The organism is Micromonospora matsumotoense (assembly GCF_050951065.1).
Lineage (GTDB): Bacteria > Actinomycetota > Actinomycetes > Mycobacteriales > Micromonosporaceae > Micromonospora > Micromonospora matsumotoensis.
Genome location: NZ_CP192025.1, coordinates 131,456 through 158,040, shown reverse-complemented (window position 1 = coordinate 158,040; position 26,585 = coordinate 131,456). Strand labels below are relative to the sequence as shown.

30 protein-coding genes are annotated in these 26,585 nt (G+C 72.3%); 14 read left to right on the top strand and 16 right to left on the bottom strand.

All coding sequences use genetic code 11. The features are described from left to right. Positions 1-787 precede the first annotated feature (787 nt). Both ACQP1S_RS00810 and ACQP1S_RS00805 read left to right on the top strand, forming a co-directional pair. Positions 788-2,902 (top strand): LppU/SCO3897 family protein, encoded by a 2,115-nt coding sequence (locus ACQP1S_RS00810; protein WP_432902071.1) that lies wholly within the window; start codon positions 788-790, stop codon positions 2,900-2,902. Between the two features lie 112 nt (positions 2,903-3,014). Continuing rightward, positions 3,015-3,227, top strand: coding sequence for a hypothetical protein (locus ACQP1S_RS00805; RefSeq protein ID WP_091252249.1), 213 nt, complete (start codon positions 3,015-3,017; stop codon positions 3,225-3,227). Between the two features lie 48 nt (positions 3,228-3,275). Here ACQP1S_RS00805 and ACQP1S_RS00800 read toward each other — a convergent pair whose 3' ends face one another. After that, a complete protein-coding gene (locus tag ACQP1S_RS00800; RefSeq protein ID WP_432902069.1) occupies positions 3,276-4,118 on the bottom strand; it encodes a DUF2690 domain-containing protein in 843 nt (280 codons plus the stop codon). 441 nt (positions 4,119-4,559) lie between these two features. On the opposite strand from ACQP1S_RS00800, the gene ACQP1S_RS00795 reads away from it, so the two are divergent. The 3 genes from ACQP1S_RS00795 to ACQP1S_RS00785 all read left to right on the top strand — a co-directional run bounded on the left by ACQP1S_RS00795 (position 4,560) and on the right by ACQP1S_RS00785 (position 6,993). Next, positions 4,560-5,339, top strand: coding sequence for a hypothetical protein (locus tag ACQP1S_RS00795; protein ID WP_245722768.1), 780 nt, complete (start codon positions 4,560-4,562; stop codon positions 5,337-5,339). Positions 5,340-5,434: 95 nt separating this feature from the next. Then, entirely contained in the window at positions 5,435-6,298 is an 864-nt protein-coding gene (locus tag ACQP1S_RS00790) for a hypothetical protein (RefSeq protein WP_432902067.1), read from the top strand. Between the two features lie 398 nt (positions 6,299-6,696). Next, positions 6,697-6,993: a nitroreductase/quinone reductase family protein gene (locus ACQP1S_RS00785; protein WP_432902065.1), complete on the top strand. Its 297-nt coding sequence runs from the start codon at positions 6,697-6,699 to the stop codon at positions 6,991-6,993. Positions 6,994-7,193: 200 nt separating this feature from the next. Here the strand turns inward: ACQP1S_RS00785 and ACQP1S_RS00780 are convergent, their stop codons facing one another. The 3 genes from ACQP1S_RS00780 to ACQP1S_RS00770 are packed head-to-tail and all read right to left on the bottom strand — an operon-like array spanning position 7,194 to position 9,183. Further along, a complete protein-coding gene (locus tag ACQP1S_RS00780; protein WP_432902063.1) occupies positions 7,194-8,138 on the bottom strand; it encodes an NAD-dependent epimerase/dehydratase family protein in 945 nt (314 codons plus the stop codon). A 56-nt stretch (positions 8,139-8,194) separates the two neighbouring features. Next, positions 8,195-8,386, bottom strand: a complete 192-nt coding sequence (locus ACQP1S_RS00775) for a DUF397 domain-containing protein (RefSeq protein ID WP_091253425.1) — start codon at positions 8,384-8,386, stop codon at positions 8,195-8,197. Next, on the bottom strand, positions 8,377-9,183 hold the full coding sequence (locus ACQP1S_RS00770) for a helix-turn-helix domain-containing protein (protein WP_432907670.1): 807 nt from the start codon (positions 9,181-9,183) through the stop codon (positions 8,377-8,379). The genes ACQP1S_RS00775 and ACQP1S_RS00770 overlap by 10 nt, the downstream gene beginning before the upstream one ends. A gap of 407 nt (positions 9,184-9,590) precedes the next feature. On the opposite strand from ACQP1S_RS00770, the gene ACQP1S_RS00765 reads away from it, so the two are divergent. The 3 genes from ACQP1S_RS00765 (at position 9,591) to ACQP1S_RS00755 (ending at position 12,048) form a co-directional block, all read left to right on the top strand. Next, positions 9,591-9,896 carry a hypothetical protein gene (locus tag ACQP1S_RS00765; protein ID WP_432902061.1) on the top strand — a complete coding sequence of 102 codons (306 nt, stop codon included), beginning with the start codon at positions 9,591-9,593 and terminating at the stop codon, positions 9,894-9,896. Further along, positions 9,893-10,147 carry a flavin reductase gene (locus ACQP1S_RS00760; protein ID WP_432902059.1) on the top strand — a complete coding sequence of 85 codons (255 nt, stop codon included), beginning with the start codon at positions 9,893-9,895 and terminating at the stop codon, positions 10,145-10,147. The genes ACQP1S_RS00765 and ACQP1S_RS00760 overlap by 4 nt, the downstream gene beginning before the upstream one ends. 68 nt (positions 10,148-10,215) lie before the next feature. Continuing rightward, entirely contained in the window at positions 10,216-12,048 is a 1,833-nt protein-coding gene (locus ACQP1S_RS00755; RefSeq protein ID WP_432902057.1) for an NHL domain-containing thioredoxin family protein, read from the top strand. A gap of 10 nt (positions 12,049-12,058) precedes the next feature. On the opposite strand, the gene ACQP1S_RS00750 is transcribed toward ACQP1S_RS00755, so the two are convergent. The 3 genes from ACQP1S_RS00750 to ACQP1S_RS00740 form a co-directional block, all read right to left on the bottom strand. Then, positions 12,059-12,808 carry a LamB/YcsF family protein gene (locus ACQP1S_RS00750; protein WP_091253415.1) on the bottom strand — a complete coding sequence of 250 codons (750 nt, stop codon included), beginning with the start codon at positions 12,806-12,808 and terminating at the stop codon, positions 12,059-12,061. Further along, positions 12,792-13,679 carry a biotin-dependent carboxyltransferase family protein gene (locus tag ACQP1S_RS00745; RefSeq protein WP_432907667.1) on the bottom strand — a complete coding sequence of 296 codons (888 nt, stop codon included), beginning with the start codon at positions 13,677-13,679 and terminating at the stop codon, positions 12,792-12,794. Before ACQP1S_RS00745 ends, ACQP1S_RS00750 begins: the two co-directional genes overlap by 17 nt. Before the next feature lie 184 nt (positions 13,680-13,863). After that, positions 13,864-14,475, bottom strand: a complete 612-nt coding sequence (locus ACQP1S_RS00740) for a 5-oxoprolinase subunit B family protein (protein ID WP_432902055.1) — start codon at positions 14,473-14,475, stop codon at positions 13,864-13,866. 107 nt (positions 14,476-14,582) lie between these two features. Here ACQP1S_RS00740 and trhA point away from each other — a divergent pair, with 107 nt between their 5' ends. Beyond that, positions 14,583-15,260 carry a PAQR family membrane homeostasis protein TrhA gene (gene trhA, locus ACQP1S_RS00735; RefSeq protein WP_091253409.1) on the top strand — a complete coding sequence of 226 codons (678 nt, stop codon included), beginning with the start codon at positions 14,583-14,585 and terminating at the stop codon, positions 15,258-15,260. A gap of 213 nt (positions 15,261-15,473) precedes the next feature. Here trhA and ACQP1S_RS00730 read toward each other — a convergent pair whose 3' ends face one another. Beyond that, positions 15,474-15,764 carry a DUF6458 family protein gene (locus tag ACQP1S_RS00730; RefSeq protein WP_432902052.1) on the bottom strand — a complete coding sequence of 97 codons (291 nt, stop codon included), beginning with the start codon at positions 15,762-15,764 and terminating at the stop codon, positions 15,474-15,476. A 124-nt stretch (positions 15,765-15,888) separates the two neighbouring features. Here ACQP1S_RS00730 and ACQP1S_RS00725 point away from each other — a divergent pair, with 124 nt between their 5' ends. Next, on the top strand, positions 15,889-16,425 hold the full coding sequence (locus ACQP1S_RS00725) for a SixA phosphatase family protein (protein WP_432902050.1): 537 nt from the start codon (positions 15,889-15,891) through the stop codon (positions 16,423-16,425). A 187-nt stretch (positions 16,426-16,612) separates the two neighbouring features. On the opposite strand, the gene ACQP1S_RS00720 is transcribed toward ACQP1S_RS00725, so the two are convergent. The 4 genes from ACQP1S_RS00720 to ACQP1S_RS00705 all read right to left on the bottom strand — a co-directional run bounded on the left by ACQP1S_RS00720 (position 16,613) and on the right by ACQP1S_RS00705 (position 21,097). After that, on the bottom strand, positions 16,613-16,882 hold the full coding sequence (locus ACQP1S_RS00720) for a DUF6458 family protein (protein WP_091253403.1): 270 nt from the start codon (positions 16,880-16,882) through the stop codon (positions 16,613-16,615). Positions 16,883-17,262: 380 nt separating this feature from the next. Further along, positions 17,263-19,119, bottom strand: coding sequence for an acyl-CoA dehydrogenase (locus ACQP1S_RS00715; RefSeq protein WP_432902048.1), 1,857 nt, complete (start codon positions 19,117-19,119; stop codon positions 17,263-17,265). Between the two features lie 115 nt (positions 19,120-19,234). Continuing rightward, complete coding sequence (locus ACQP1S_RS00710) at positions 19,235-20,362, bottom strand: PP2C family protein-serine/threonine phosphatase (protein ID WP_091253399.1); 1,128 nt, start codon at positions 20,360-20,362, stop codon at positions 19,235-19,237. Positions 20,363-20,449: 87 nt separating this feature from the next. Next, on the bottom strand, positions 20,450-21,097 hold the full coding sequence (locus tag ACQP1S_RS00705) for a septal ring lytic transglycosylase RlpA family protein (protein ID WP_432902046.1): 648 nt from the start codon (positions 21,095-21,097) through the stop codon (positions 20,450-20,452). Positions 21,098-21,281: 184 nt separating this feature from the next. Here ACQP1S_RS00705 and ACQP1S_RS00700 point away from each other — a divergent pair, with 184 nt between their 5' ends. Next, complete coding sequence (locus ACQP1S_RS00700; RefSeq protein ID WP_432902044.1) at positions 21,282-21,830, top strand: phosphoribosyltransferase; 549 nt, start codon at positions 21,282-21,284, stop codon at positions 21,828-21,830. A gap of 18 nt (positions 21,831-21,848) precedes the next feature. Here the strand turns inward: ACQP1S_RS00700 and ACQP1S_RS00695 are convergent, their stop codons facing one another. Next, the gene (locus ACQP1S_RS00695) at positions 21,849-22,103 is read right to left on the bottom strand and encodes a hypothetical protein (protein WP_432902042.1); all 255 of its coding nucleotides are present in this window, start codon (positions 22,101-22,103) and stop codon (positions 21,849-21,851) included. A gap of 141 nt (positions 22,104-22,244) precedes the next feature. Here ACQP1S_RS00695 and ACQP1S_RS00690 point away from each other — a divergent pair, with 141 nt between their 5' ends. Then, entirely contained in the window at positions 22,245-22,676 is a 432-nt protein-coding gene (locus ACQP1S_RS00690) for an ASCH domain-containing protein (RefSeq protein WP_432902040.1), read from the top strand. A 62-nt stretch (positions 22,677-22,738) separates the two neighbouring features. Here the strand turns inward: ACQP1S_RS00690 and ACQP1S_RS00685 are convergent, their stop codons facing one another. Then, complete coding sequence (locus tag ACQP1S_RS00685; RefSeq protein WP_432902038.1) at positions 22,739-23,620, bottom strand: LLM class flavin-dependent oxidoreductase; 882 nt, start codon at positions 23,618-23,620, stop codon at positions 22,739-22,741. Between the two features lie 185 nt (positions 23,621-23,805). On the opposite strand from ACQP1S_RS00685, the gene ACQP1S_RS00680 reads away from it, so the two are divergent. After that, entirely contained in the window at positions 23,806-24,426 is a 621-nt protein-coding gene (locus ACQP1S_RS00680; protein WP_432902036.1) for a hypothetical protein, read from the top strand. Between the two features lie 131 nt (positions 24,427-24,557). On the opposite strand, the gene ACQP1S_RS00675 is transcribed toward ACQP1S_RS00680, so the two are convergent. Beyond that, positions 24,558-24,788, bottom strand: coding sequence for a hypothetical protein (locus ACQP1S_RS00675; RefSeq protein ID WP_432902034.1), 231 nt, complete (start codon positions 24,786-24,788; stop codon positions 24,558-24,560). A 278-nt stretch (positions 24,789-25,066) separates the two neighbouring features. Continuing rightward, on the bottom strand, positions 25,067-25,504 hold the full coding sequence (locus ACQP1S_RS00670; protein WP_432902032.1) for a DUF6228 family protein: 438 nt from the start codon (positions 25,502-25,504) through the stop codon (positions 25,067-25,069). Between the two features lie 775 nt (positions 25,505-26,279). On the opposite strand from ACQP1S_RS00670, the gene ACQP1S_RS00665 reads away from it, so the two are divergent. After that, positions 26,280-26,573 carry a helix-turn-helix domain-containing protein gene (locus tag ACQP1S_RS00665; protein WP_432902030.1) on the top strand — a complete coding sequence of 98 codons (294 nt, stop codon included), beginning with the start codon at positions 26,280-26,282 and terminating at the stop codon, positions 26,571-26,573. Positions 26,574-26,585: the final 12 nt, after the last annotated feature.

Below are 26,585 nucleotides of genomic sequence, written 5' to 3'. Positions count from 1 at the left end.
CGCGCGCGAACCGGATACCGTGCGGGGAGCCCGCACGGCCGAACCGCCGGGCACCGGCGACACGGCCGACCGGGCGGACGGCATCGGCGGCCGACATGTGATGGAGGAGGCGCACCCATGACGTCCGAGGGCCAGCACCGCCCCGGCCAGGAGCCGGACGAGGTGCCGCCGGGCTCCGGTGGACCGGTGCCGTACGGCGACCGACAGCCGCAGCAGGACCCCGGGTACGGCACCCCCGCCACGCCCGACCTCGGCTGGGCGCCGCCACCCCCCACCGGCCGGGGCAACCCGACCGGTCCGTCCTGGACGCCCCCGGCCCCGCCCGCGGCCTGGGGCGGTGCGCAGGTTCCGCAGCAGTCCGAGCCCACCGAGGCGTGGACCCCGCCGGCCCGGCCGACACCGCCCACCGAGGCGTGGACCCCGCCCGCCGACCCGCCGCAGCCCGCCTGGGCCGGGCAGCCTGAGCAACCCGCCTGGGCCACCGCCCCCGCGCCGGCCGGAAACCCCGACCCCTCCCCGCAGCCCGCCTGGGCACAGTCCGAAGAGCCCGGTTGGGCGCAGTCCGAGCAGCCCGCCCCCGCCTGGGCGCAACCCGAGGCCGGTGCCCGGGGTGCCGTCCGGGTGCCGCAGCCCGACAATCCGGCCGGCGGCGGTTGGTCCACTTCGGCCGATCCGGCCCCGACCTCGCCCGCCGGTTGGTCGGGCCAGGACGCCGCGCAGCAGGAGGCGGCCCCCGGCGTCAACGGCTGGGGCACCGCGCCCGCGCCGCAGCAGGACGAAGCGACCGGTGCCGGTGGCTGGCCGGCCGACCGGGCCGACACCCCCAGGGCAACGGCTGGCCGGCCGACGGCCGGGCCGGGACCGACCCGGCGCGAGGTGGCTGGCCGGCCGACCCCGGGACGCGCCGGGCAACTCCGGCGGTTGGGCCGCCGGTGCGCCGGCCCACCCCGACGAGACGCCCCGCTCCGCCGGCCGGGCCTCGGTGCCCGTACCACCGGCCACGCCGGAGCCCGCGAACCAGGCGGCGTGGCCACCGCCGGAGACCGGTGGCCACCCGGGCGCTCAGGCGTCGTCGACCAACACCCCGGGTGCCGAGGGCTGGTCCACCGAGGACGACCGGCAGCCACAGTGGGGGGCACCGGACGAGCCCGCCACGGCCCGTTGGGAGGGCCGCCGCGAGCAGCCCGCCCTCGATGCCTGGCCGGCCGGCGCACCGACCCGCAACGCGCAGCCGCACCAGGACGACCCGGCACCGGGCCAGGAGTGGCCGGCGCCGCAGGCCGGCTCCCGGGGCGCCGCCTCCGTACCCTCCCGGGAGGACCGCCCGGAGGCCGGGGCGACCTGGGCGACGCCGGAGCTGCCCGCGCGGGCGTCCGCGTCGGTGGCCGCGCCGGACGGCCCGCCCGCCTGGGCCGGTGCCGCCGGTGACCACAACCCGCCGCAGCGGGCGGGTGCCGAGCGCCCGGCCGTGCCGGACGCCGAGCCGTGGGCACCCGGGCAGGCGTGGGGGCGTCCCGAGTCCTCCGGCCAGCCCGCCGAGGGCGGCTGGGAGCCTCGACGCAGCGAGGACCAGCCGATCTACCAGCCGGGGCCGGCCCCCGGCATCTCGCCGGCCAACGCGGTGCCGCTCCCACCGCAGGAACAGCGCGTCCCCGGGGCCAGCCTGGCCGCCGCACCGCCGGCCGACTACGTCCCGCCGGCCCAGTTCGGTGGGCCCGTCGAGCAGCAGTCACCCGGCCGTGAGGCAGCGGCATGGGGCGCGGCGGAGCAGCCGCAGTTGCCGACCGGACCGGCGCTGCCCGCCCAGCGACTCTCACCCGAGTCCGAGAGCGCCGGTCGCGCCTCGGTGCCGGCTGCCGACGCCGGGGAGCCCGGTGCCGTCGGCCGGGCCTCCGCCAGTGCTTCGGTACCCATGGCCAGCCGGGTCGTCCCCCCCAGCGACCAGGCGGCACGTCCGGCGGGCCCGGCCGTTCCGCAACCGCGGGTGTACGGGCGACCGACCCGCCCGGAGCCGGCGGAGGAGGCACCGGAGCACGACGACCACCGGCCGGAGCACGACCCCCGCTTCGCCGACCAGGACCGGAGCCGGTTCGACGGTGCCGAGCAGCCCCGGTTCGACGAGCCGGAACGCCCCCGGTTCGACGAGCAGGACCGGACCCGGTTCGACGACCAGGACCGGGCGCACGGCTTCGGTGCCGAGGCGCCCTCGTCCGCGCCGCCGGCCGCCCCGCCCGCGTTCGGCGGCGGCATCCCGGCCTTCGCCGACCCGGCCGGCAGCAACCGGCCGATGAACGGCACCCGCCCGCACGGGCCGGCGGACCGGCCGGCCGAGTCGTACGGCGCCGGCCCGACCAGCGGCGCCCCGGCCGGTGCCGCACCCGTGCCGGGGTACGGCCACCCGGCGCACGACCCGGTGCACGGCGGGTACGCCTCACCGTTCCCGCCCGCCGGGCAGCAGTTCCCGGCTGCGGGTCAGCAGTCCGGCCCCGCCGGTTGGCCGGCGGAACCCGAGCAGGAGCAGGGGCGTTTCGACGCGTTCAAGCCGGACCCGGAGCCGGAGCAGAAGGCCGAGCAGCCCACCCCGAAGGTACGCAACGGGCGGGTGCTCGCCCTGGTGTTGATCGTGGCGGTGCTCATTCTGGCCGTCCCGCTGGGTCTGCTGATGCTCCTCGGCAAGGTCGGCTCGGACAACGAGCCGGCCCCCTTCAACCCGGCCGTCGGCTCCTGCGTCAAGCAGTCCGGCGAGAACGCGAGCGCGGCGGGCTGCGGTGAACCGGGTGCCTTCACGGTCGTCTCCAAGGTGGACGCCAAGGAGAAGTGCACCGACCCGACCCAGCCGCACGTGGTGCTGCCGGGTGGCGGAGTCGACCGGGTGCTCTGCCTGAAGCCGGCCGGCCAGTAACGGCGTACCGACGGCGGGGCACGGTCGACCGTGCCCCGCCGTCGGTGTTTCGGACTTCGCGGACTGGGCAGTCTATGGGGCACATTGACGTAGCCCGAGGAGGTCACCCCCCATGGCAGGCACCGAGAACGAGGTCAACCGCAGCGCTCGCAGCGGTCGGTTCGTCAAGGAGAGCACCACTGAGCGGGACCCTCGGCACACGACGACCGAGCAGGTCGGCAGTGACGGGGAGCAGGAGGTCCACCGCAGCGCGAGCACCGGCCGGTTCGTCACGGAGACCACCGCCGAGCTGCACCCCTCGACGACCGAGACCCAGCACGTCTGACCGACGAGCCACCACCGCTGCCCTCCGCGCCCGGCGCGGAGGGCAGTGTCATGTCCGGGCGTCGAGCTGCACGCAGGGGGTCCGTGCGCTCGCCAGCACGCTGCGGTTGTCCGCCGCCGTGATGTCGACGGTGACCGACACACAGCCCCGGGTGGTCCGCAGGACGTTGCCGAACACGCTGTACACCTGGCGCTTGACCATGAACGGGTAGTCGAACCGGGTGACCCCTCCGTCGGACGGGCGGGTGGCGGACAGCCGGATGGTCGCTCCGGTCGGGACCCGCTCGGTGGAGACGAACAGCGGCCAGGCCGCCCGGCAGCGCGGCGAGTAGCGCAGCGTCAGGCTCCCATAGGTCGGCTGCTTCGGGTCGGGGTCCGGGACCGGCACGGTTTCCGCGCTGACCGCGTCGACCTGGCAGCGTTCCTCCTGCGGGTCCGCCCCGTCGGCGGGTGGAGCGGCGGTGGGTGCCGGGATCGACGCGTCCACCGGTTGCTCCGCCTGCCGGTTCGATCGGGAGCCCGCATCGGCCAACAGCGGCACGACCGAGCCGGCGACGAGCACGGTGAGCCCGGCCGTCGCGGCCAGCGCCCACCGGGGCACCGCCGGCCGCCGCGTCGCCGGCCGCTCCGACACCGGCGGCTCTGACGTCGGTGGCGTCGACGTCGGTGGCTGCGGCGGCGTCGATGGCTGCGTCGGCGGCTGGCCTGGCCCGGCAGTGCTGGGCTCGGCGGCCCGGCTCAGCTCGGCCTCCCGGTGCCAGCGGGCCCGCCACGCCGCCTCGTCGCCGCCGCAGGCCCGGACGAACGCCATGGTCAGCTCCAGCGACGGCAGCCGGCCACCGGACAGCACGCCCGCCAGCGCGGTGTGCGAGTAGTGGGCGGTCCCGGACATCTTCCGGAGCGACGGTTGCCCGGCATCGCGTCGGAGCCGGGCGAGATCAGCGACGAATTCGTGGTGTCGGGCGTCGCCTTCGTGGTGCCGGGCTTCGCCGGGAACCTGCCCGTCGACTCGTCCGCTTCGCCCCGTCATGGACCCTCCCCTGCGCGTAAACCCTGGTGTCAACGTCTGTCATGCCAGTGCTTTACAGGCGGGCGTCAGGACAGGATCGTCCCCGGAGCAGCCACCCGCCGGATAGGTGCCGCTGAATATGATCTCACGGGGAGTGTCGGGCCCGGCACGCATCCGAACGGCTCGAAATCGCGTTCGCCCCGGGGATACCGGATCGCACGAGTCACCGTCCGACGGGCACACCGCGCCGATTCCGGGGCGGTGCCGAACTCTCGACAGGAGAACCGCGTGTACCAGCCGAACGGTACGGATACCACCGGCAGCATGCCCCGTCGGGCACTGCCGAGACTCGTCGGGCGGGTCCTCACCGCCTGCGCAGTCACGGCGGTGGTCCTGGTGGGCACGGCCGCGCCGTCGTTCGCCGGCATCTCCGGCTACAGCGTCGCCGGCACGGGCGGCGCCGGCCTGACGGTGCGCACCAGCCCGTACGACGCGAACGCCAGCTCGGTGGCGCTCCTCGGCGACGGCACCGGGTTCGTCGCCGAGTGCGCGGTACGCGGGCGCAACATCTCCGGCAACTCCGTCTGGCACCGGATCAGCTCCCCGGCCAGCGGTTGGATCAGCGACTTCTACACCAACACGCCGGGGTTCAACCAGTACCTGCCCGGTGAGCCGGAGTGCTCCACCACCCCGCCGCCCACCGGCACCCGCGAGGACCGTGCGCTGGCCTGGGCCCGGTCGGTCATCGGCCAGGCGTACACCAACGGGGACCTGGGCGACTCCAACCACCAGTGGGACGGCTGGTGCGACAACTTCGTCGGGCACGCCTACGGTCGGGCCGCCAGCGGCTACGCGTCCGCGATCGTGCACTACAACTCGCTGTACTCGCGTGGCCTGATCCGCACCACGGGCACCCCGCCGGCCGGCGCGCTGGTCTTCTACGCCGCCGCGTCGATCAACGGGTACTACGGCCACGTGATGCTCTCCGAGGGCAACGGCAACTACATCACCTCGGCGGCCACCGTCCGTCGCGTCTCGCTGACCTGGCCCGGTGCGCCGTACCTCGGCTGGTCCTACGCCGACCCGGAGTGGACCGGGCGCTGACGCCCCCACCCGGCCCGGCTCCCCTCCGGTCGTCCGCCGAAAGGATCATGATGCGTCTCCCCCTTCCGCTCCCCGCACTCCGGCACGGCCGGCGGGTGCGACTGGCCCTCGGCCTGGCACTGGTCGCCGTCGTCGGCGTCAGCACCGTGCCCACCCCCGCCACCGCCGCACCCGCCACCGCCGGCCCGGCCGCGCACGCCGCGTCGGCCCCCCGCCCGACCGACCAGGCCACGGCAGCCCTCCGCCCGGCCGACCAGGCCACGCCGGCCAGCGTCGGTGGTCCCGCCACCGGCGCGAAGGCCAGTCGGGTGGGCGTCAACGCGGTCGGCATCGACCTGTGCGCCCAGGTCGCGTACGCCGCCGGGTTCCGGAACAACCCACTGGTCACCGCCGTGGCCGTCGCGATGGCCGAGTCCTCCTGCAACCCGTCGGCGGTCGGCAGCAACGGCCCCACCGCCGGCTGCCCCAACGGTTCGCTGGACCGGGGGCTGTGGCAGATCAACAACTGCTACCACCCCACCGTCAACGACACCTGCGCGTACACCGCCCAGTGCAACGCCAACGCCGCCTACAACATCTCCAGCGGTGGCAGCAACTGGCAGCCCTGGTCGACGTACAACAACGGGGCGTACGCCGGTTATCTGTCCGCCGCGCAGGCCGCCGTGGCCCGCCTCGGCGGCGGCGATCCGCCGGTCGGCGTGACCGGCACCATCCTGGCCAACCCCTCGCTCAACATCCGCACCGGGCCGGGCACCACCTACGGCATCGCCGGTTCCGTCAACTACGGCGCCACCGTGAAGATCGCCTGCTACACCTTCGGCGAGTACGTCAGCGGCGGCTACTGGCCGTCGTCCACCTGGGACCGGATCACCAACACGGCGACGGGCGTGACCGGCTACGTGGCCGACACCTGGGTCAACACCACCTACGACGTCAAGACGATGGTCGGTCGCTGCTGACCGTCCCGTTCGGGGCCGCGCGGGCAGGGTCGAACCCTCCCGCGCGGCTCCGTCGTAACCGCCACCCCTCCGTCGTGACCGCCGTCCCCCGTCCTGCCCGCCGCCCCTCCGGCGTGGCGGTGGCGACCCACCGCCCTTCCGGGCGCGGCGGCGGCGACCCACACCGTGTCCGGAGAGCGGTATACCTGACAGGCATAAACATGACTGACAGGCATACCGGTGTACGCCGGCATCACTCCCCGGCCCCGCGGCGGCCGGCAATCGCGGCTCTCGCTCACGTTCCCGGGACCGGTCGGTGTTACGGTCGGCGTAGAGCTTTCCTATCGACGACGGAGGTCCGAATGGGTCATCGAGGATCGTTCCCCTCGGGACTCGCGCGGACGTTCAACACCCGGGTCATGGCACTGCGGTCCTCGCCACGCTGGGGGCGGTTCCTCCAGCGACACCTGGCCGTGGTCACCTACACCGGTCGCCGTTCCGGGCGGACGTTCAGCACGCCGGTCGCCTACCGACGGGCCGGCGACGCGGTGGTCATCCGGGTCGCGATGCCCGACGCCAAGCAGTGGTGGCGGAACTTCCTGGGCGCGGGCGGCCCGATCTCCCTGAATCTCGACGGGGCCGACCGGGCCGGGCACGCGGTGGCCCGCCGGGACGACCGGGGCCGGGTCACCGTCACCGTCGACCTGACCCGCTGACGACGGCGACCGCCGTCCGGGAGCCGGTCGGCTAAGCAACTATCCCTTGTGGTCGATCTACCTACCCTTGGGCAGCACAACAGGCCGTGCGGCGCTGTGTCATGCCAGACCCACCCGGAACCTGCGCAGGCTGATGGTGTCGCTGTTTCAGATGGAGACCGTGGCCCCGTCGGCCGGCAATCCGTCAACGTCCGTCGGAGTCAGCCGAGGCGTTGCCAGGCCGCCCAGCCGTCGATGATCAGCTGGGCCAGGTCGGAGCGGGTCGGCTGCCAGCCCAGCAGCGTGCGCGCCCGGCTGATCTCCCCCACCAGGTGCGACGGCTCCGGCTTCGGCGGCAGCTGCCGCACCGTCACCGACCGACCGGTGACCTGTTCGGCGGCGGCGATCACCTCGGCCATGCTCGTCCCGACGCCAGAGGCCAGGTTGACCGCGTGATGGGTGCCGGGTGCGCAGGCGGCGAGGGCGAGCCGGATGCCGGCGGCCACGTCGGCGACGTGGACGAAGTCGCGTACCGCCGAGCCGTCGCCGTTGAGGTTGACATGGTCGAGTTGGCCGGTCATCGCCCGGAAGACGTTCGGGATGATCCGCGCCGGGTCGGTGTCGGCGATCCCGTCGACCGCCCCGGCGACGTTGAACGGGCGGACGGTGATCGCTCCGACGGCACCGGTCGCGGCGTACCCGGCCACCATCTGCTCCGCCGCGACCTTCGACGCGCCGTACGGGCTCTCCGGGTGCACGTCCAGGTCTTCCGACAGCGTGCCGCTGCGCTGTGACCCGTACACGATGTTGGTGGAGGCGAGCACGAAGGACGCCGGGACCGACCGGCCGCGTATCGAATCCAGCGCCATCAGCAGGTGGAGCGTGCCGGCGGCGTTGAGGTCGAAGTAGGCCAGCGGGTCGGCGAGGGAGTCGCGTCCGCTGGTGAGCGCGGCCAGGTGCACGACACCGTCGTACGACCCGGTCCGGACGACCGCCGCGATCCCGGCACGGTCGCGGACGTCGCCGATCACCAGGTCGGCCCCCGGAGCCGGCTTGCGGTCGGTACGCCCCCGACTCAGCACCGTGACCCGGTGGCCGGCGGCGAGCAGGTCGAGGGTGACGGCATGACCGAGGAACCCCAGCCCACCGGTGACCAGTACGTGCACGTCAGCCCCTTCCCCGGCCGCGCTCAATCACACCGAGCACTACGGCACTGGAACGATCAGATCCGCTCGGGGAGTCGGCCGACGAATGCTCGCCAGGCCGCCGGGGCGAAGACGAGAGCAGGGCCCTCCGGGTCCTTGCTGTCTCGTACGCCGACCGTGTCGATCAGATTCCCGGCAACCTCAACGCATGCGCCGCCATTGGTGGACGAGCGGGAAGACTTTCGCCACTTGGCACCGGTCAGATCCATGTCTTTGCTACTTCCGTGAGAAGGTCCAGGGTCGGACGCAGCGGCAGGGTTTCGCCTTGGATAGCGTCCCACGACACGCCAAGGCTAGCAATCAAGTCAGCTTGCCCAATGACTTGCGCCGCCAGTTGATTGTCGACGTAGCCGGTCCGGGAGCCATCCGGAAGATCAGCGAGAATAAATGCCCCGGCCAGGCCCGAGTACATGCCAGCCGACATCGGGACGATGCGCAACCGAATATGAGGTTGCTCAGCACAGGCCACGAGGTGCTCAAGCTGCTCGGCCATGACGGCAGGCCCACCGCACGCTCGCCGGAGGACGACCTCGTCCAGGACGACGAAGAGTTGGGGCGCGGGATCACGGTCCAGGACAGCTTGCCGTTCGAGCCGGGCCGCAACTCGCCGGTCAAGCTCCGAGGTCGGCACCCGAGCTGCCTGGAAGGTGGCGCGGGCATACCCCTCTGTCTGTAGGAGGCCAGGCACGAAGGCGTGCTCGTACCAGCGAAGCGCGGTTGCCTCGCGCTCGATCTCGATCCATTCGCGCAGCCACACGGGAGCGGCATCGCTCTTGACAAGCTCGTCCCACAGGGTCGTGAAGTAGCCCTCTGTACCCAGTGCCTCGTCCACCGACGCCAGGTAGGGCAGGGTCGGCGGCTTCACCCCGGTCTCGATCGCGCTCACCTGAGAATCCGAGCAGAAAATCCGCTCGCCGAGCTGCGTCTGCGTGAGCCCGGCCGCCGCCCGGCGTCGACGCAATTCACGAAGAAGGTACTCCGACGGAGAGATTCCCACGGCTTCCACGCCCTTCCACGGCGATCCTCTGCATTCCTCGCCAGCTCGTAACGACTCGCTGCGCTCCGCAATCACTTGGTCACTATTCCGGAGCCAGGGGGCGGAAGTCCAGGGTGGAAGAAGGAACGGCGTGATCGGTGGAGGAGAGGCTCGGCGATTGCGTTCGTGGTCGGGCTGCCCCGAAAAGCAGCACCGGGGCAGCCCGACGCCACCTCGACACAAGGGAGCCCCATGCCGAAGGACGGCAAGCCGAAGCCCGCTCCACAGCCCCAGCCAAGCCCACCCCCACCGCCCGCGCCGCCGATCGTCCCCGGTCCGATCGGGCCGTTCATCCCGCCCTACCGAGGACCGGGCCGCATGACGAACGTCGTCATGCCGGATCGCTGGACGGAGAGCCGGAACCGGGGGCCGGGGCGATGAAAGAACCGAGGCTGAGAGGCGGCGACCTGATCCACCTGACCCGCGAGGTCAGCCCGCAGTTCGTCCGGCCGATCACGGTACGGGTGATCCGCGAGCTGCCCGACCGCCACACGTACGACGGCTGGACCTGGATCGAGGCGTACGAGCTGGGGCCGGACGGCCTGGCCCGACGGCGACGCGAGCTGTACGTCCGCCGCGCCGGGGTGCGTTGGCTCCCATCCCCGGCCCCGGTAGCGGCCCGGCCGCCCGCACCACGGGCAGCGAGGACGTCGACAGCTCGCGGCTCGGCGGTGTCGGCGTGACGCCACTCGACGGGCTCGCCCATCGGCCGCTGCGCCCGATCTGGCTGTGCCGCCTCGACGCGAACCCGTGGCCGTGCGGGGAGGCGAAGCTCGTCCTGCTCGCCGCGTTCGCCGACGACCGGCCGGGCCTGCTGGCCCTGCTGTCGACGCTGCAACAGGAGGCGGAAGACCACCTCACCCAGCTCGACAGCGGCCGGTCCAACAACCTCACCGACCGTTTCCTGTCCTGGGCTCGACCACCCGACCGCTGAGTGTCGCCCACGACTCTCCGGTCGCCCTTCGCGCGGCCCGCCGGCCGGCGGTGCGGCACGATGGGGACATGAGCGCACGGGTACGGGCACCAGAGCTGCGGGGTCGGGGCTGGTTGAACACCGGTGGGCGGGAGCTGAGGCTCGCCGACCTGCGGGGAAAGATCATTCTGCTCGACTTCTGGACCTTCTGCTGCATCAACTGCCTGCACGTCATCGACGAGCTACGCCCGCTGGAGGAGAAGTACGCCGACGTGCTGGTCGTCGTCGGGGTGCACTCGCCGAAGTTCGCACACGAGAAGGACCCGGCCGCGCTGGCCGCCGCCGTCGAGCGGTACGGCGTGCACCACCCGGTGCTCGACGACCCCGAGCTGGACATGTGGCAGCAGTACGCGGCGAAGGCGTGGCCCACCCTGGCGGTGGTCGACCCGGAGGGTTACGTGGTCGCCACGATGGCCGGCGAGGGCCACGCCGAGGGGCTGGTCCGGCTGCTCGACGATCTGATCGCCACCCACGAGGCCAAGGGCACCCTGCACCGGGGCGACGGGCCGTACGTGCCGCCGGCGGAACCGGAGACGACGCTGCGCTTCCCCGGCAAGGCCGTGCTGCGCGCCGGCGGAAACCTGCTGGTCTCCGACTCGGCCCGGCACAGCCTGGTCGAGTTGGCCCCGGACGGCGAGACGCTGATCCGGCGGATCGGCTCCGGTGAGCGGGGTCGGGTCGACGGGCCGGCCGGGTCGGCGGGCTTCGCCGAGCCGCAGGGGCTCTGCCTGCTGCCCGCGCACGCCGCCGAGGTCGCCGGCTACGACCTGCTGGTCGCCGACACCGTCAACCACCTGCTGCGCGGGGTACGCCTGGACACCGGCGAGGTGACCACTGTCGCCGGCACCGGCCGGCAGTGGCGCTCCACGGTCGACGACCACGCCCACGACGCGCTCTCCGTCGACCTCTCCTCCCCCTGGGACCTGGCCTGGTACGACGACAAGGTCATCGTGGCGATGGCCGGCATCCACCAGCTCTGGTGGTTCGACCCGATCAAGCGGACCGCCGGCATGTACGCGGGCACCACCGTCGAGGCGCTGCGCGACGGCCCGCTGGCCGAGGCGTGGCTGGCCCAGCCGTCCGGCCTGTCCGTCTCGGCCGACGGCACGCGGCTCTGGGTGGCCGACAGCGAGACCAGCGCCATCCGCTTCGTGCAGGACGGCGTCCTCGGCACCGCCGTCGGGCAGGGACTGTTCGACTTCGGGCACGTGGACGGGCCGGCCGACCGGGCGTTGCTCCAGCATCCGCTGGGGGTGTGTGCGCTGCCCGACGGTTCGGTGCTGATCGCCGACACCTACAACGGCGCGGTACGCCGCTTCGACCCGGCGACCGGCCAGGTCGCCACGGTGGCCGACGGGCTGGCCGAGCCGAGCGACCTGGTGCTCACCGCCGACGGTGCGGTGCTGGTGGTGGAGTCCGCCGCACACCGGTTGACCCGGCTCGCTCCGGGCGCGTTGACCGCCGCCGGGGCGAACACCGTGGACGGTCCCCGGCACCGGCTGGAACGCCGACCCACCGAGGTCGCCGCCGGTGAGCTGACCCTTGAGGTGATCTTCACGCCGGCCCCCGGGCAGAAGCTGGACGAGACGTACGGGCCGTCGACCCGGCTGGTCGTCTCGGCCTCGCCGCCGGAGCTGCTGGTCGAGGGGGCGGGCACCGGCACCGAGCTGTCCCGACGGCTGGTGATCGACCCGGCCGTACCGCAGGGGGTGCTCCAGGTGACCGCCCAGGCCGCCACCTGCGACGCCGACGTCGAACATGCCGCCTGCCACCTGACCCGGCAGGACTGGGGCGTCCCGGTGCGGGTGGTCGACGACGGCGCGACCCGGGTCCCGCTGGTGCTGCGCGGCCTGGACACCTGACCGCGAGCCGTCAGGCGAACGGGGTCGGGGTGACCCCGGCGTCGATCAGCGCGGCCCGCACCAGGGCTGCCGAGGCGACCGCGCCGGGGCTGTCCCCGTGCAGGCAGATCGAGGCGACCGGGCACGGCACCACGGTCCCGTCGACCGCCACCACCGTCCGCTCGGTGGCCATCCGCACCGCCCGGACGGCCACCTCCTCCGGGTCGGTGACCAGCGCGTCCGGCGCGGTACGCGGCACCAGCGCCCCGTTGGGCAGGTAACCCCGGTCGGCGAAGCCCTCGGCGACCACCCGCAGGCCCGCGCCGACGGCGAGCTGGGCGAGGGTGGAGCCGGGCGCGCACAGGATCGGCAGCTCGTGGTCGTACCCGCTGACCGCCGCGACCAGTGCGGCGGCCTGCACCTCGTCGGTGGCCGCCGCGTGGTAGAGCGCGCCGTGCGGCTTGAGGTAGCGGACCCGGGTGCGGTGCGGCCGGCAGAACGCGTCGAGCGCCCCCAGCTGGTAGGTCACCTCGTCGCGCAGCTCATCGAAGCCGTACGCGATGTGCCGGCGGCCGAAACCGGCCAGGTCCCGGTAGCCGACCTGCGCGCCGACCGTGACGCCGCGTTCGGCGGCGGCGGCGCAGACCCGCCGCATGGTCGACGGATCGCCGCCGTGGAAGCCGCAGGCCACGTTGGCGGAGGTGACCAGGTCGAGCAGCGCCTCGTCGTCGCCGAGCCGCCAGATGCCGAATCCCTCGCCGAGGTCAGCGTTGAGGTCCATGGAATCTCACCGTAGTCCCCGGCCGGGCCTGCGCGAGCCCGGTCACGTCGTCCACCACCCCGATCACCGGGTAGCCGCCGGTGGTCGGATGGTCGGCCAGGAAGATCAACGGTTGGCCGTCGGCGGGCACCTGCACCGCGCCGAGCACCACGCCCTCACTCGGCAGCTCACCGGCCACCGCGCGGGGCAGCGCCGCGCCGCGCAGTCGCGCACCGACCCGGTCACTCACCGGACTCACCGTGTACGCCGTACCGCACAGCAACTCCAGCGCCTCGGCGGTGAACCAGTCGGCGCGCGGGCCGGGGCGCAGGGTCAGCCACAACTCCTCCGGTACCGGCCGACCGACCGTGAAGTCCACCGGGGCGGGTGGCCCGGTGGCCCCGCCGAGCGGGAGCTGGTCGCCGTCGCGTACCGGGGGTGGGCCGAGGCCGGAGAGGGTGTCGGTGGACCGGCTGCCGAGCACCGGCGCGACGGCGATCCCACCGTCGACCGCGAGCCAGTTGCGCAGCCCGTGCCGGGGCGACCCGATCCGCAGCACCGCCCCCGCCGGCACCGCCAGCGGCCGGCCCACGTCGCCGGGACGGTCGTCCACCCGGACGTCGATGTCGGCCCCGGTCACCGCCACCGTGCCGGCCCGGGTCAACCGCAGCTCACACCCGCCGAGGGTCAGCTCCAGACCGGCGGCGTCCGCCGGGTTGCCGACCAGCCGGTTCGCCAGCGCCAGCGCCGCCGGATCGAGCGCCCCCGACCGGGGTACGCCGAGATGCGCCCACCCCGGCCGCCCCAGGTCCTGCACGGTGGTACGCGGTCCCGCCCGGCGTACCTCGATCACCCCACCGGTAGACCCGGGTGACGCCTCCGCCCGGCCCACACCGGTCGCGCCCCCGGTCGGCCCGGATGACAGCTCCGCCCGGCCCACACCGGTCCCGTCCCTGGTCGGCCCGGATGACAGTTCCGCCCGGCCCACACCGGTCCCGTCCCTGGTCGGCTCGGGTGGCTGCTCCGCCCGACGCTTCGCGGTCATACCGCCCCCGGCCGGGACGGGTGGCCGCCGGTCATCCGGTCACCAGCCGGACCCGGGTGCCGGGGGTGAGGACGGCCGGTGGGTCGGCGGACACGTCGAAGAGGGTGAGCGTGGTCCGCCCCACCAGCAGCCAGCCACCCGGCGAGGCGGTCGGATAGATCCCCGCGTACGGCCCGGCCAGGGCCACCGAGCCGGCCGGTACCCGGGGGCGCGGGGTGGGCAGCCGGGGCACCGCGTACCGCGGGGGCAGCCCGGTCAGGTAGCCGAAGCCGGGGGCGAAGCCGCAGAACGCCACCCGGAACTCGGTCTCCCGCAGGCGTTGCACCACCTGGGGCACGGTCAGTCGCCAGTGCGCGGCGACCAGGGGCAGGTCTTCGCCGTCGTACACGGTGGGGACGTCGACGGTGGCGGCGGTGGCCGTGGTGGTGACCGGGTCGGGGGTCCAGCCGGCGATCCGGGCGGCCGTGGCCCCGGGGTCGGGGACCCCGTCGAGCAGGACGGTGCCGGCCGCGGGGACGATCTCGGCGGCGCTCAGCTCACCGGCCGCGCGGCGTCGCCACAGCTCGGCCCGCCACTGTTCCACCTGGCCGGGGTCGTCACAGTCCAGCAGGAGGGCGTGCCGGCCCACGGGTCGGATGCGCATCCCGCCATACTCCCCGATCGATGCGCCGTCCAGGGTCGGTAGACTCGACCGGCGTGGTGACGGGTCGCACTACCTACAAGTAACCTACGGTGCCGTAACCTGATTCTGTGACCACCTCCGCACCGCTTCGACTCAAGCCGGTCGACATCGGTAAGCCCCGGATGCGCGGCTGGCTGCACACCTACGCGTTCTTCGTCGCGCTCGTCTGCGGCACCGTGCTCTGCGCCGTCGCGGCCACCCGCCCCGGCTGGGCCCCCCTGGTGAGCTGCCTGATCTACAGCGTGACCGTCTGCGGCCTCTTCGGCACCAGCGCCCTCTACCACCGGCGGGTGTGGTCGGAGCGCGGCTACCAGATCATGCGCCGGATGGACCACTCGATGATCTTCGTGTTCATCGCCGGCACGTACACCCCGCTCTGCGTGCTCCTGCTCGACCGGCGGATGGCCACCCTGATGCTCGGCCTGGTCTGGGGCGGGGCGCTGGCCGGCGTGGCCGTCAAGCTGATCTGGCCGCACGCCCCGCGCTGGGTCTCCGCCCCGCTCTACCTGGCCCTCGGCTGGGTGTCGGTGGCGATCCTCCCGCAGATCCTGCGCCAGGGCGGGGTCACCGTGCTGGTGCTGCTCGCCGCCGGTGGAGCGATCTACAGCGTCGGCGCGGTCTTCTATGCGCTGCGTCGGCCGAACCCGTGGCCCACCGTCTTCGGCCACCACGAGTTCTTCCACGCCTGCACCCTGATCGCCGCCCTCTGTCACCACATCGCGATCTACTTCGCTGTCTTCGCCTGATCACCCGCCCCGTGGCCGGGATGGTCGCGCCACCCCGGCGCCGGCCGCCCCGGGCCGGGTCTCGCCTTGGCAAGGTCTCGCCTTGGCAAGGTCTCGCCTTGGCAAGGTCTCGCCTTGGCAAGGTCTCGACCCGGCCGAGAGGGAACAGACCGGGGAATAGTTCAGGGGCCCCGCGCCGTTGCGGGGCCCCTGAGATCATGTGGTGCGGTGCGGTCAGACCGGGTAACCCGGGCCGCGCGCCTCGCGGTACTCCTCGCGCACCACCCGGTCGCCCTGCACCGGCACGACCCGGTCGGCGACGACCTGGTCCTGGCGCACCGCGGTGGTGACCACGGCCCGGCGACGGCTGTTCCAGAAGAAGAGGGTGGTCAGCAACCCGACGAGGCCGGCGAGCATCAGCACCCAGCCCACCACGTCGAGGTTGAGCCATCCCAGGTCGGCGTCGATGGCGAACGCGAAGATCGCACCCACCGCGATGAGGAAGATGCTGGCACCGATGCCCATGACGTCGCCTCCTTGGCTGTCAGCTGGCGTTACCCACCCGCCACGGCCATCGAGGGCATCGATGAGCGAGTGGCCCCATCGACATACCCAGGCGACACACGCGTCAATCAGGCAAGCTGGGGGAATGACGGACGGCGAGGCCGAGACACGGACACTGGTGCTGCTCCGACACGCCAAGGCCGAACAACCCGGAAACGGCCCCGACGTCGAGCGGCGGCTGACCGCACGGGGGCACGCGGACGCCGCCGCCGCCGGGGCGTGGCTGGCCCGGCAGGCGCTGCTCCCTGACGTGGTGCTCTGCTCGGCGGCCCGCCGGACCAGGCAGACCTGGCACGACGTGGCGCTCGGCATGACCGGGGTCCCGCCGGAGGGCGGCCCGGCGGGGACGGCCCCGGTGGTGCGCTACGCCGCCGCCGCGTACGAGGCACACCCGGACGACCTGCTCGACCTGGTGCGCATGGTCGAGCCGGAGGCCCACACGGTCCTGCTCGTCGCCCACAATCCGGGCATCTCGCTACTCTCGGCGCTCCTCGACCCGGAACTGGCCGACCGGGAGGGGCTGCGTACCACCGATCTCGCGGTGCACCGCACGACGACCTCCTGGGCGGACCTGACCCCGGGCGACAGCCCGATCATCGCCCGGCACACCGCCCGCGGCTGATCCTTCCGGCCAGCAGGCCCGGCCCCAGCGGGCCGGGAAACCAGCGGGCCCGGCCACCGACGGGCCCGGCCACCGACGGGCCTTGGACGACCGGCGGGTCCGGCCAACCGGCGGGCCTCGACGACCGCGGTGGGCCCGGCCAACCGGCGGGCGTGGACGACCGGCGGGCGTGGACGACCGGGCCGGGTCAGGACGGGGGCGCGGTGGGCGGCGGCGGGTCGGGCGGCGGCGGCATCATCGCGGTCGGGTGCGAGAGCCGGTTCTCCTCCACGATGAGCGTGCGCGCCCGCTTGCGCCGGTCTTGCCAGAACCAGAGCGTGGTGAGCAGCACGGCCAAGCCGGCCAGGATGAACACCCAGCCGACTGCGCGCAGATTGATCCACCAGACGTCGGCCCGGATGGCGAACGTCATGATCGCGCCGAGCGCGATGAGAAAAATGCCGCTACCAATGCCCATGTGCGCTGCACTCCCCCGTGCGATGGCCGTTGGGCGTGCCCTGACGTGGTCCGCGCGGGTTACCCGCCCAGCGGCCCGCCTACCGGGATCGGACCCGGCAGATCCCGCGCCGCCGACCTCTTCTGCCGGCACCGGACCGGCACGATCACCTCAACGGGGCCGACAGTGCGGCACTCGGCGCACATGATCAGCACAAGGGGGCCGATAGTGCGCTATCCAGACGTCCGGATACCGCACTATCGGCCCCCTTGCGAATCACCCAGCGAACCTGGCACCCGGAGCCGCCGGCCTTGCCGGGCTGGTCAGGTCGGGGGCGTCAGGTCAGGCCGGTCAGGTCAGGCCGGTCAGGTCGGGGGCGGTCAGGTCGGGGGCGGTCAGGGTCAGAAGGCCTCTTCCGGGAGGTCCATGATGTCCAGGTCGGCGCCCTCGATGATCCGCCGGTCGGCGCCGATGCGGGGCAGCACCTCGCGGGCGAAGAACCGGGCGGCGGCCACCTTGCCGGTGTAGAACGCCCGGTCGGCGGTGGAGACCTCGCCGGCCAGGGCCTTCAGCGCCACGTCGGCCTGCTTCTGGAGCAGCCAGCCGACGACCAGGTCGCCGAGGGCGAGCAGGAAGCGACGGCTGCTCAGGCCGACCTTGTAGAGGCTGCGGGTGTCGCCGGCCTGGGCCTCACCGAGCCAGCCGGTCAGCACGCCGAGGATGTGCTGGATCTCGGCGAGCGCCCGGCCGAGCGCCTGCCGCTCCTCCTTGAGCTGCCCGTTGCCGGCCTCGGTGCTGATGAACTCCTGGACCTCACCGGCGACCGTCATGAGCGCCTTGCCGTTGTCCCGGACGATCTTCCGGAAGATCAGGTCGAGGCTCTGGATCGCGGTGGTGCCCTCGTACAGAGTGTCGATCTTGGCGTCCCGGACGTACTGCTCCAGCGGGTAGTCCTGCAGGAAGCCGGAGCCGCCGTACGTCTGGAGCGCCTCGTGGCCGAGCAGCTCGTACGCCCGCTCCGAGCCGACGCCCTTGACCAGCGGCAGGAGCAGGTCGTTGACCCGCCTGGCCAGCTTGGTGGCCGGTTCGTCGCCGGCCGCCTCGGCGATCGCGATCTTGTCCTGCCAGGTGGAGGTGTAGCAGACCAGCGCCCGCAGCCCCTCGGCGTACGACTTCTGCATCAGCAGCGAGCGGCGCACGTCCGGGTGGCGGGTGATGGTGACCCGGGGCGCGGCCTTGTCGGCCTGCTGGATCAGGTCGGCGCCCTGCACCCGGTTCTTCGCGTACTCCAGGGCGTTGAGGTAGCCGGTGGAGAGGGTGGCGATCGCCTTCGTGCCGACCATCATCCGGGCGTACTCGATGATCATGAACATCTGCCGGATGCCGTCGTGCTTCTCGCCCAGCAGCCAGCCCTTGGCCGGTACGCCGTGCTCGCCGAAGGTCAGCTCGCAGGTGTTGGAGACCTTGATGCCCATCTTGTGCTCGACGTTGGTGGCGTAGACGCCGTTGCGCTCGCCCAGCTCGCCGGTCTCGGCGTCGAAGTGGAACTTCGGCACGACGAAGAGGGACAGCCCCTTGGTGCCCGGGCCGCCGACGCCCTCGACACCGACCGGACGGGCCAGCACGTAGTGGACGATGTTGTCGCTGAGGTCGTGCTCGCCGGAGGTGATGAAGCGCTTCACGCCCTCGACGTGCCAGGAGCCGTCCGGCTGCGGGACCGCGCGGGCCCGGCCGGCGCCGACGTCCGAGCCGGCGTCCGGCTCGGTGAGCACCATGGTGGAGGCCCACTGCTGGTCGATGAAGAGCTTGGCCCACTTCTTCTGCTCGTCGGTGCCCTCGACCTGCAACACGTGCGCGAAGGACGGGCCGGAGGCGTACATCCAGACCGGCGCGTTGGCGCCGAGCACCAGCTCGGCGAGCGACCACCAGAGGGCGCGCGGGGCGCTGCTGCCGCCGAGGGACTCGGGGAGGTCCAGCCGCCAGAACTCGGAGTCCATGAACGCCTGGTACGACTTCTTGAACGACTCCGGCAGCGGCGCGGTGTGCGTCGCGGGGTCGAAGACCGGCGGGTTGCGGTCGCTGTCCTGGTAGCTGGCCGCGAGGTCCTCACGGGCCAGGCGGTCGACCTCGGAGAGGAAGCTGCGGGCGGTGTCGACGTCCAGGTCCGTGTACGGCTCCTGGCCGAACGTCCGGTCCGCCCCGAAGACCTCGAACAGGTTGAACTCAAGGTCCCGAAGGTTGCTCTTGTAGTGGGTCATGCTCGCTGGCCCCGCTTCCGGACAGGTGTTACCGATCAGTAACCCCCACTGTATTACTCACCGGTAGGCAGCGACAACCCGCGCGCCGGAGTGACGGCGATTACACACCTGCGCTTCAGCTCTCCGCCGCGCCGACCTCCCACGAGGGCACCGCCACCGTCACCCCGCTGCGCGGGCCGGTGTACTCCATCAGGACCAGGGCGATGTCGTCGTCGAGCCGACCGTGCACCCACTCGACCAGCGCGGTCTCCAGGGAGGCCAGACCGTCCCCGACCGTGCCGTGACCGAGCAACCGCCAGGCCCGGTCGGCGGTCGGGAAGAACTCGCCGTCCCGCCGCGCCTCACCGAGCCCGTCGGTGAACAGCAGCAGCCGGTCGCCCGGTTCCAACCGCTCGACCCGGGGCCGGACCACCGGCATGAAGCCCAGCGGCGGCGCGGGGGCGGGCGGCTCCAGCGGGATCACCGCACCCCGGCGCAGCAGCAGCGGTGCCGGATGGCCGCAGTTGACGATGGTCAGCGTCCCGCCGCGCTCCTCGACCACGGCGGCGGTGACGAAGTCCTCGTCACCCACGTTGCGGGCCACCGCCCGGTCCAGGTCGGCCACCACCGCCCGCAGATCGGGCCGTTCGTAGGCGACGTGCCGGTAGGAGCCGAGCACGATGCTGGCGAGCCGGACCGCGTCCAGCCCCTTGCCGCGCACGTCCCCGATGATCATTCGGACGCCGTACGGGGTGTCGATCGCCTCGTACAGGTCTCCGCCGATCTCGGCGGTGGCCGTGGGAGAGATGTACCGGGCCGCCACCGCCAGGGTGCCGACCTGCGGGCCGAGCGGACGCAGCACGGCCTGCTGGGCCACCGAGGCCAGTTTGGACAGCTCGCCGATCCGCTCGACCTGACCCTGCCGGACCGCCGCCACGCTGGCCGCCACCAAGGTGGCGAAGGCGATGCCGACGAGGGCGACGGGCGTGGTCAGCTTCATCTCCGAATCGGCCACCGCGAACCCGGCCCCGACCAGCAGCGCGAGGAAGCCCACCCCGGTCACCGCCCGCCAGGAGGCGAACCCGGCGGCCAGGATCGGCGCCACCGTCATCAGCGCGACGTAGTGGACGCCCCGGCCGTCGGCCGACTCGATCGCCGAAACGATCGCGAGCAGCCCGACGGCCGCGCCGACGCCGGCGCGGGACCCGGGACTCAGTGGGCCACGGCCCAACTGGAAGGCATGTTTACGTACGTGGGACAGCATGCCTGATGGAACCGGGCCGGAGAATGAACCTAGCCCCACGATTGAGGATGTTCTGCCCGGCCGGCCCACCCGTGCCGCCGTTCGCCGTCAGCCGAGCACCTCGTACCTGACGGTCAGTTCACCCAGGTCGACCGAGGCGATCGAGGCGAAGGCGGCCCGGGACAGGTCGATGCACCGTCCGTCGATGAACGGGCCACGGTCGTTGATCCGTATGGTGACGGACTTGCCGTTGGCCGGGTTGGTCACCCGGACCTTGGTGTTGAACGGCAGGGTCTTGTGTGCGGCGGTCAACGCGCTCGGGTCGAAGTTCTCGCCGTTGGCGGTCAACTGACCCTCGTCATAGAAGGACGCGCCGCAGGAGCCACTGTCGACCACGTTGCTCTTCGGGGCCGCCGCCTTCTTGGTGGTGGCGGAGGGCTTGGGCGCGGCCGTGCGCGGCTTGCTCCGGGAGGCGGCCTGGGTCCGGGCCGCCTTCGGGCTGGCGGTGACGGTCGGCGACGGGGTGACGCTCGGGGACACGGTGGGGCTGGGGCTCAGGCTCGGGGTCGGCGCGGCGGTGGTGCCGGCGGCGCTGGGGGTGACCGTGTCCACGACCGCGGGAGCCGGCGTGTCGTCGGCGGTCAACTGGACCGCGCCGACGGTGCCGCCGACGGCGAGCGCGACGCCCACCGCGGCGGTGGCGGCGATGCCGGCGGGCGAGGAGAAGATCCGGGTACGGGAGTGCCTGCCAACCACCGGCTCGGTCCTTTCGTATGCCTTCATAACGGCTCGGACCGTAACGACAGAAGCACTTCCGAAGTCAATGTGATCATGGCGGTATGCCCGGAATTACAGTGATACGTGTGACCGATCAGCCGAGGACCGCTGGGCCGCACGGGCCAGAATGCCACCGTTGGCATCCACCGCCGAGGATGGGGTCATGACCGCCGCCCTGCGCACCCGCCTGGTCGAGCTGTTCAGCTGGGTCGATCCGGGGCCGGGCAGCAGCCATCTGGTCAGCGACACCTCCGGCTGGTGGCGGGACCCGGAGGTGCTGACCGGGCTCGGACCGGCCCTGGTCGCGCCGTTCCGGGCCACCCGGCCGACCGTCGTCGTCGCCCCCGCGGTGACCGGGCTGATGCTCGGCCCGCTCGCCGCGACCGCCCTCGGGGTCGGCTTCGTACCGGCCCACAAACCCGGCGACGGACGGCTCCCCGCCGGCCCGCTGACCTGGGCGCAGAGCCCACCCGACTTCCGGGGAAGGCAGGTCGACCTGGCGGTACGCTCCGACCGGCTCGGCGCGGGCGACCGGGTGCTCATGGTGGACGACTGGGTGGCCACCGGCGCACAGGTGCGGGCCGTCCGGGACCTCTGCGCCGCCCGGGGCGCCCACTGGCTCGGCGTCGCCGCCGTGGTCGTCGACCTGCCCGCCCCGGTCGCCGCCGCACTCGGCGCACACGGGCTGCTCACCCCCGACGACCTGGCCTGACCACGGCCTTGACGGTCGTCACGCCGGCCCGGTGAGCCGCACGAACTCCTCGACCGCCGTGCAGACCCGGCCCAACACCTCGGCCGAGCGGGCCAGCGGGCCGGGCAGCAGCAGCCCGTGGTCGGCGTCCGGCACCTCCAGCACGTGCGGGGTGAGCCGACGCGCCGCCGCACCGTCCCACGCGCCGTCCGCCGTACCGCCGACCAGCAGGAACGGCGCGGACGCCCGGCCCAGGGCCGCGACCACCTCGGGCCGGTGCAGCAGCGGCGTCAACCAGATCGCCCGGGGATGAGCACCGCGCGCCGGTCCGCCATGGTCCCTCCCGTCGTCGGCCCCACCGTAGTCGCGACGATGCCGACCGTGGGGCATCGAAACCGGGCGACGGGACAGCGGCACCCCGGTAGCCTCGGCCGCATGTGGCCTCGGATCGGCGGACTCCGCACGCTCGCCCTCGGCACCCCCGGTGAGCTGCGCACCACCCTCAACACGCTGGCGCTCACCGGGGTCAAGACGGCCACCGCCGGACTGCTCACCGAGTACGCCGGCGAGGCCGAGGAGTTGGAGCACGTCGGTGAGCGGCTGGCGCTGGTCGACGACCGGGATGCCCTCGTCGGGGTGGTCGAGGTGACCGGCATCGAGGTCGTCCCCTTCGCCCAGGTCCCCTGGGACTTCGCCCGCTCCGAGGGCGAGGGCGACCGGTCGATCGAGGAATGGCGGGCCGGGCACGCCGGCTACTGGGCCCGGGCCGGCACCCCGGTCACCGACGACACCGAGATCGTCTGCATCCGGTTCCGGCTGGTCTCGGCCGGCGACGGCGGGATACGCACCGGCGACCTCGGCACCTGAGCCGGCCCCGGGCGGCACCCCGTCAGCGCGTGCGCCACCCCGTCAGCGCGTACGCCACCTTGTCAGGGCGTGCGCAGCTCCGGCAGCAGGCGGGTGGCGACGTCCGCCAGCACCGCCTCGTCGCCCGCATACCAACTGCTGGCCCGGGGCCAGTGGGTGATCACGTCGGTGAAGCCGAAGGCCGCCGCCCGCGCGACCTGCTCGGCGAAGAAGTCCGCGCTGCGCAGCGAGAAGACCGGCGCCGAGTCCAGCGAGAGATAGCGGGGCAGGGTGGCCGGGTCGCGGCCAGCCTCGTCGAGGGTACGGTCCATCCGGGCACAGAGCGCCGCCACCCCGTCCCACCAGGCCGTCAGCTCCTCCTCACCGGTGCCGGTGGTGACCCAGCCCTGACCGAACCGGGCCGCCAGCCGCATCGACCGGGGCCCGTTGGCAGCCATCACGAACGGCACCCGGGGTTGTTGCACGCAGCCGGGGTTGTTGCGGGCATCCACGGCGGTGAACCAGTCGCCCTGCCAGCTGGTGCCGTCCTCCCGCAGGATCAGGTCCAGCAGCTCGGTGAACTCGCCGAACCGGTCCACCCTCGGCCGGGGCGGCAGGGTCTCCCCGCCCAGCACGGCCGAGTCGAAGCCGATGCCACCCGCCCCGAGGCCCAGCAGCAGCCGCCCGCCGCAGATGTCGTCGAGGGTGGTCACCTGCCGGGCGAACGCCGCCGGATGCCGGAAGTTGGGCGAGGCGACCAGGGTGCCCAGCCGGACCCGCCGGGTCACCGTGGCGGCGGCGGTCAGCGTCGACATCGAGTCGAACCAGGGGCCGTCGACCAGATCCCGCCAGCCCAGATGGTCGTACGTCCAGGCGTGGTCGAAGCCCCACTCGTCCACCTGCTGCCAACGCCGACGCGACTCCGACCAGCGCTGGTCGGGAAGGATCACGATGCCAATCCGCATGATCACCAGCGTACGTCCCGACGCGGCCCCGCCGTTTTCGCGCCGACACGGGGTCCATGGCAGCCTTGACGGGCAGCCCGACGAGCTGTCGCTTTCCGTCATGTTTCTGTCACAATGAGTTGACCGTTCCGCGTCCGGGTACCCCATCGAGCAGGAGGAACATTCACGCCTCCCCGGGAGGAACGATGGCCCAGGACAAGGCCACCAGGAACAACAGGGCCGCGATGATCGGGCTGGTCGGCGTGATCGCCGCCGCTGTCATCGGGGCGCTGATCGCCGGGGTCTTCGCGCTGTTCAAGCCGGAGGAAAACAGCGGAGACACGGCCATCGACAGCCCGTGCGGCGTGATCAAGGGCAACCAGATCAACTGCAACAACCCGCAGGGGGAGCCGCTGCCCAAGACGAGTCAGACTCCCACCGGGACCGGGCCTTGGCCGTTCCGGACCGTAAACACCTGGGGAGAGAGCGGCGTCGACATCGGAGCCGTGGTGCGCCCCTGCAAAGAGCAGGACTGCGGTTGTGACCCCCGGCTCAAGTGCCGGCTGGGCGTGGCGAAGGGCAACACCACCGTGTACGCCCGGTGCCTGGCCCACTCCGACTTCACCGGGGTGCCGGGCGAGCGCCAGGACACGATCTGGTTCAAGATCGCCTGGCCCAACAACAGGATCACGGCAGCCCAGGTGTTCGTCTCCACCGTTCACGACCAGTACTCCGGCTGGGTGAAGGGCTCGACGCTGGAGCCTGAGGGGCACAACGGCAGCATCCCCGCATGCCCCGCCGAACCGCGCGTCGAACCCTTCGTCTAGGGAGGTCCTCCCATCGGCGTCATGACGAGGTGGCCTCCGTGAACGCCCCGGCGCAAGCCGAGCAAGCGCAAGCCGAAGCGGGCCACCGAGGGCGACGGATCGGCCGTCCAATCGGAGGTGTTGTCGACGTGTCACTCACGTCGAAACTGGTCGCCGGTCAACGGAGGGGCTTCCATGCGTTCGTCCTGCACCTGGATCTCTTGCCTGGACCGGTGGGCACCAGGGTTGTAGATCTCGTCGATCGGTCCCATCAGCCCTCCGCCCACGCCGCTACGCCGGACACGACGGGCGAACCAGCCAAGGCCAGCCAAGCTCACGACGAGACCTCCGGCCACGATCAGTAGAGCCACGACCGCATCCATGCCTCACACCGTAGGCTGAGCCGATGGCCCGCTCATGACCCATCCCCGTTTCAGCATGGCCTAGAACCACGGAAGCCCCGGCGGGGACGTCTGTCCTGACCAGGGCTTCTGTGTGTGGAGCGGGTGACGGGAATCGAACCCGCACTGTCAGCTTGGGAATCGACGATGGGCGGCAGGTCGTGGGGCCGGCGGCCTGGTCGCGGTGGTCCCCAGTGGCCTGGGTTGACCCCGATTGTCCCGCCCTAATGGCACGCTAATGGCACGCCACGAGGGGCTTGCTACAGCCGGAGCAAAGCGCTGAGGTCGGCGGCCATCTGGGTCATCTCCTCGCCCGCTTCCAACACGAAGACCGCTCTGGCCGACCATCCCGTGTCATCGGGGTCGAACCCCGGCGGACGGAGGGTAACGCCGAGCGAGACGTAACCGCGCCCATCGTGACGCGCGTCGAAGCAGAGTTCCCGCTCCATTGACGTCCAGGTGCGGACGCCCTGCCACCCCTCCCACCCTGCGGCCAGGGAGTCGAGGAAGACCGGCAGAGCGACAATGTCCGGGCTGCTGCACAAGCCGTCGATCATGGCCACGGTCGAAGCCGTCATCCCATCCTCGTGCAGCTCGGTGGCGACGGTGAACACGTAACCGTCGCCGTAAGGGTCCTCAGGTGGATGAACGACCCACCGCGCGCCACCAAGGCGGCGCAGCACGTACGGCTCTCTCATGGACTGCAGTCTCCGGACGCCCGATCGGCTCGTCCACGGGATTCGAGGGCAAGCCGGCGGAGCCGGTGCGGCAGCCGATCGCCGGAAGTCCGACGGAGGCCAGCCAGGCTGGCGATCGTCACGACCTGGTCCTGGTCGTCGAGACAGGTTGTCACTGCTGTGGGCGCGGCATCCCGTCGGGTGTCGGCGGCTTCCCGCCCCGGTGCCGGAGGCGGCCGGGGCGGCTTGCCGCCGGACGGGACCACCGCGCCCGCACCGCGCGCAGCGCGGTGCCTTGATCCAAAACAGAACGATTCAGCAGCAGAGCAGGGCGCTTGGTAGGGGATACGAGCCTCATCAGCTCACCAACTACAGGTCCCAAGCCCCGGCCGGCCTGGTAGCCGGGCCAGCCACGCTCTGCAACTGGGTAAACGTCATCACCAGTGGTCGTCGTTGATCGTTCATGATCGGCCTCCGACGGCCTGGTTTGGCCATGTCGACGCACCCGCGACCTCCCGCGTTCTGACCCCTCGCTTTGTAGGTTCTGCGCGGTCAGCTCACTGGCGCGAACTCTGCTTGTCAAGCCCCGGGTTTGGTGGAGAGTTTGATGTTCCCGGGTTTCACGGAGTCTCCATCTAACCCGGGGCGCAACAGCTCCTATGGTGGGTTACAAGCGTTGGAAACCCGGACTGATGGCCCCTCCTCACCAGCACGTTCGGCCTAGTTGGTAGCGCATCGCTGACACTCCGTTACGAAACCGTTGCCACTCCAGGCAACACCCCTGTACGCTCGCCTGATGGAGGAGAAGGATGTTGCCCGCAGCCTGCTCCGGGAGCTGCGAGAGACGCAGGGGCGCAGCTTGAGGGGTGTCGCCTCAGATCTCAACGTCGATCCCTCCTACCTCTCACGCCTTGAGCGGGGGGAGCGGGGGTACTCCGAAGAACTGAGGCTACGTCTCTCGTCGTACTACGGAGTTCCGTCTGACATCTTGGCGCTGAACGAGGGATCCGTTCCAGCCGACATACTTGAGATCCTTAAGGCCCATCCGGAAGAGCTGAGCAGGCTGCGCCGAGAGTACGGCGACCGATAGACGGGAGATCAT

Coding starts and splice junctions, on each gene's coding strand:
- ACQP1S_RS00805 (WP_091252249.1), top strand. CDS start 3,015: ATGGCAGGCACCGAGAACGAGGTCAACCGCAGCGCTCGCAGCGGTCGG.
- ACQP1S_RS00800 (WP_432902069.1), bottom strand. CDS start 4,118: ATGTCCGGGACCGCCCACTACTCGCACACCGCGCTGGCGGGCGTGCTG.
- ACQP1S_RS00795 (WP_245722768.1), top strand. CDS start 4,560: ATGCCCCGTCGGGCACTGCCGAGACTCGTCGGGCGGGTCCTCACCGCC.
- ACQP1S_RS00785 (WP_432902065.1), top strand. CDS start 6,697: ATGGCACTGCGGTCCTCGCCACGCTGGGGGCGGTTCCTCCAGCGACAC.
- ACQP1S_RS00775 (WP_091253425.1), bottom strand. CDS start 8,386: ATGGATCTGACCGGTGCCAAGTGGCGAAAGTCTTCCCGCTCGTCCACC.
- ACQP1S_RS00765 (WP_432902061.1), top strand. CDS start 9,591: ATGAAAGAACCGAGGCTGAGAGGCGGCGACCTGATCCACCTGACCCGC.
- ACQP1S_RS00755 (WP_432902057.1), top strand. CDS start 10,216: ATGAGCGCACGGGTACGGGCACCAGAGCTGCGGGGTCGGGGCTGGTTG.
- ACQP1S_RS00750 (WP_091253415.1), bottom strand. CDS start 12,808: ATGGACCTCAACGCTGACCTCGGCGAGGGATTCGGCATCTGGCGGCTC.
- ACQP1S_RS00740 (WP_432902055.1), bottom strand. CDS start 14,475: ATGCGCATCCGACCCGTGGGCCGGCACGCCCTCCTGCTGGACTGTGAC.
- ACQP1S_RS00730 (WP_432902052.1), bottom strand. CDS start 15,764: ATGGGCATCGGTGCCAGCATCTTCCTCATCGCGGTGGGTGCGATCTTC.
- ACQP1S_RS00725 (WP_432902050.1), top strand. CDS start 15,889: ATGACGGACGGCGAGGCCGAGACACGGACACTGGTGCTGCTCCGACAC.
- ACQP1S_RS00720 (WP_091253403.1), bottom strand. CDS start 16,882: ATGGGCATTGGTAGCGGCATTTTTCTCATCGCGCTCGGCGCGATCATG.
- ACQP1S_RS00715 (WP_432902048.1), bottom strand. CDS start 19,119: ATGACCCACTACAAGAGCAACCTTCGGGACCTTGAGTTCAACCTGTTC.
- ACQP1S_RS00710 (WP_091253399.1), bottom strand. CDS start 20,362: ATGCTGTCCCACGTACGTAAACATGCCTTCCAGTTGGGCCGTGGCCCA.
- ACQP1S_RS00700 (WP_432902044.1), top strand. CDS start 21,282: ATGACCGCCGCCCTGCGCACCCGCCTGGTCGAGCTGTTCAGCTGGGTC.
- ACQP1S_RS00690 (WP_432902040.1), top strand. CDS start 22,245: ATGTGGCCTCGGATCGGCGGACTCCGCACGCTCGCCCTCGGCACCCCC.
- ACQP1S_RS00685 (WP_432902038.1), bottom strand. CDS start 23,620: ATGCGGATTGGCATCGTGATCCTTCCCGACCAGCGCTGGTCGGAGTCG.
- ACQP1S_RS00680 (WP_432902036.1), top strand. CDS start 23,806: ATGGCCCAGGACAAGGCCACCAGGAACAACAGGGCCGCGATGATCGGG.
- ACQP1S_RS00675 (WP_432902034.1), bottom strand. CDS start 24,788: ATGGATGCGGTCGTGGCTCTACTGATCGTGGCCGGAGGTCTCGTCGTG.
- ACQP1S_RS00670 (WP_432902032.1), bottom strand. CDS start 25,504: ATGAGAGAGCCGTACGTGCTGCGCCGCCTTGGTGGCGCGCGGTGGGTC.
- ACQP1S_RS00665 (WP_432902030.1), top strand. CDS start 26,280: ATGGAGGAGAAGGATGTTGCCCGCAGCCTGCTCCGGGAGCTGCGAGAG.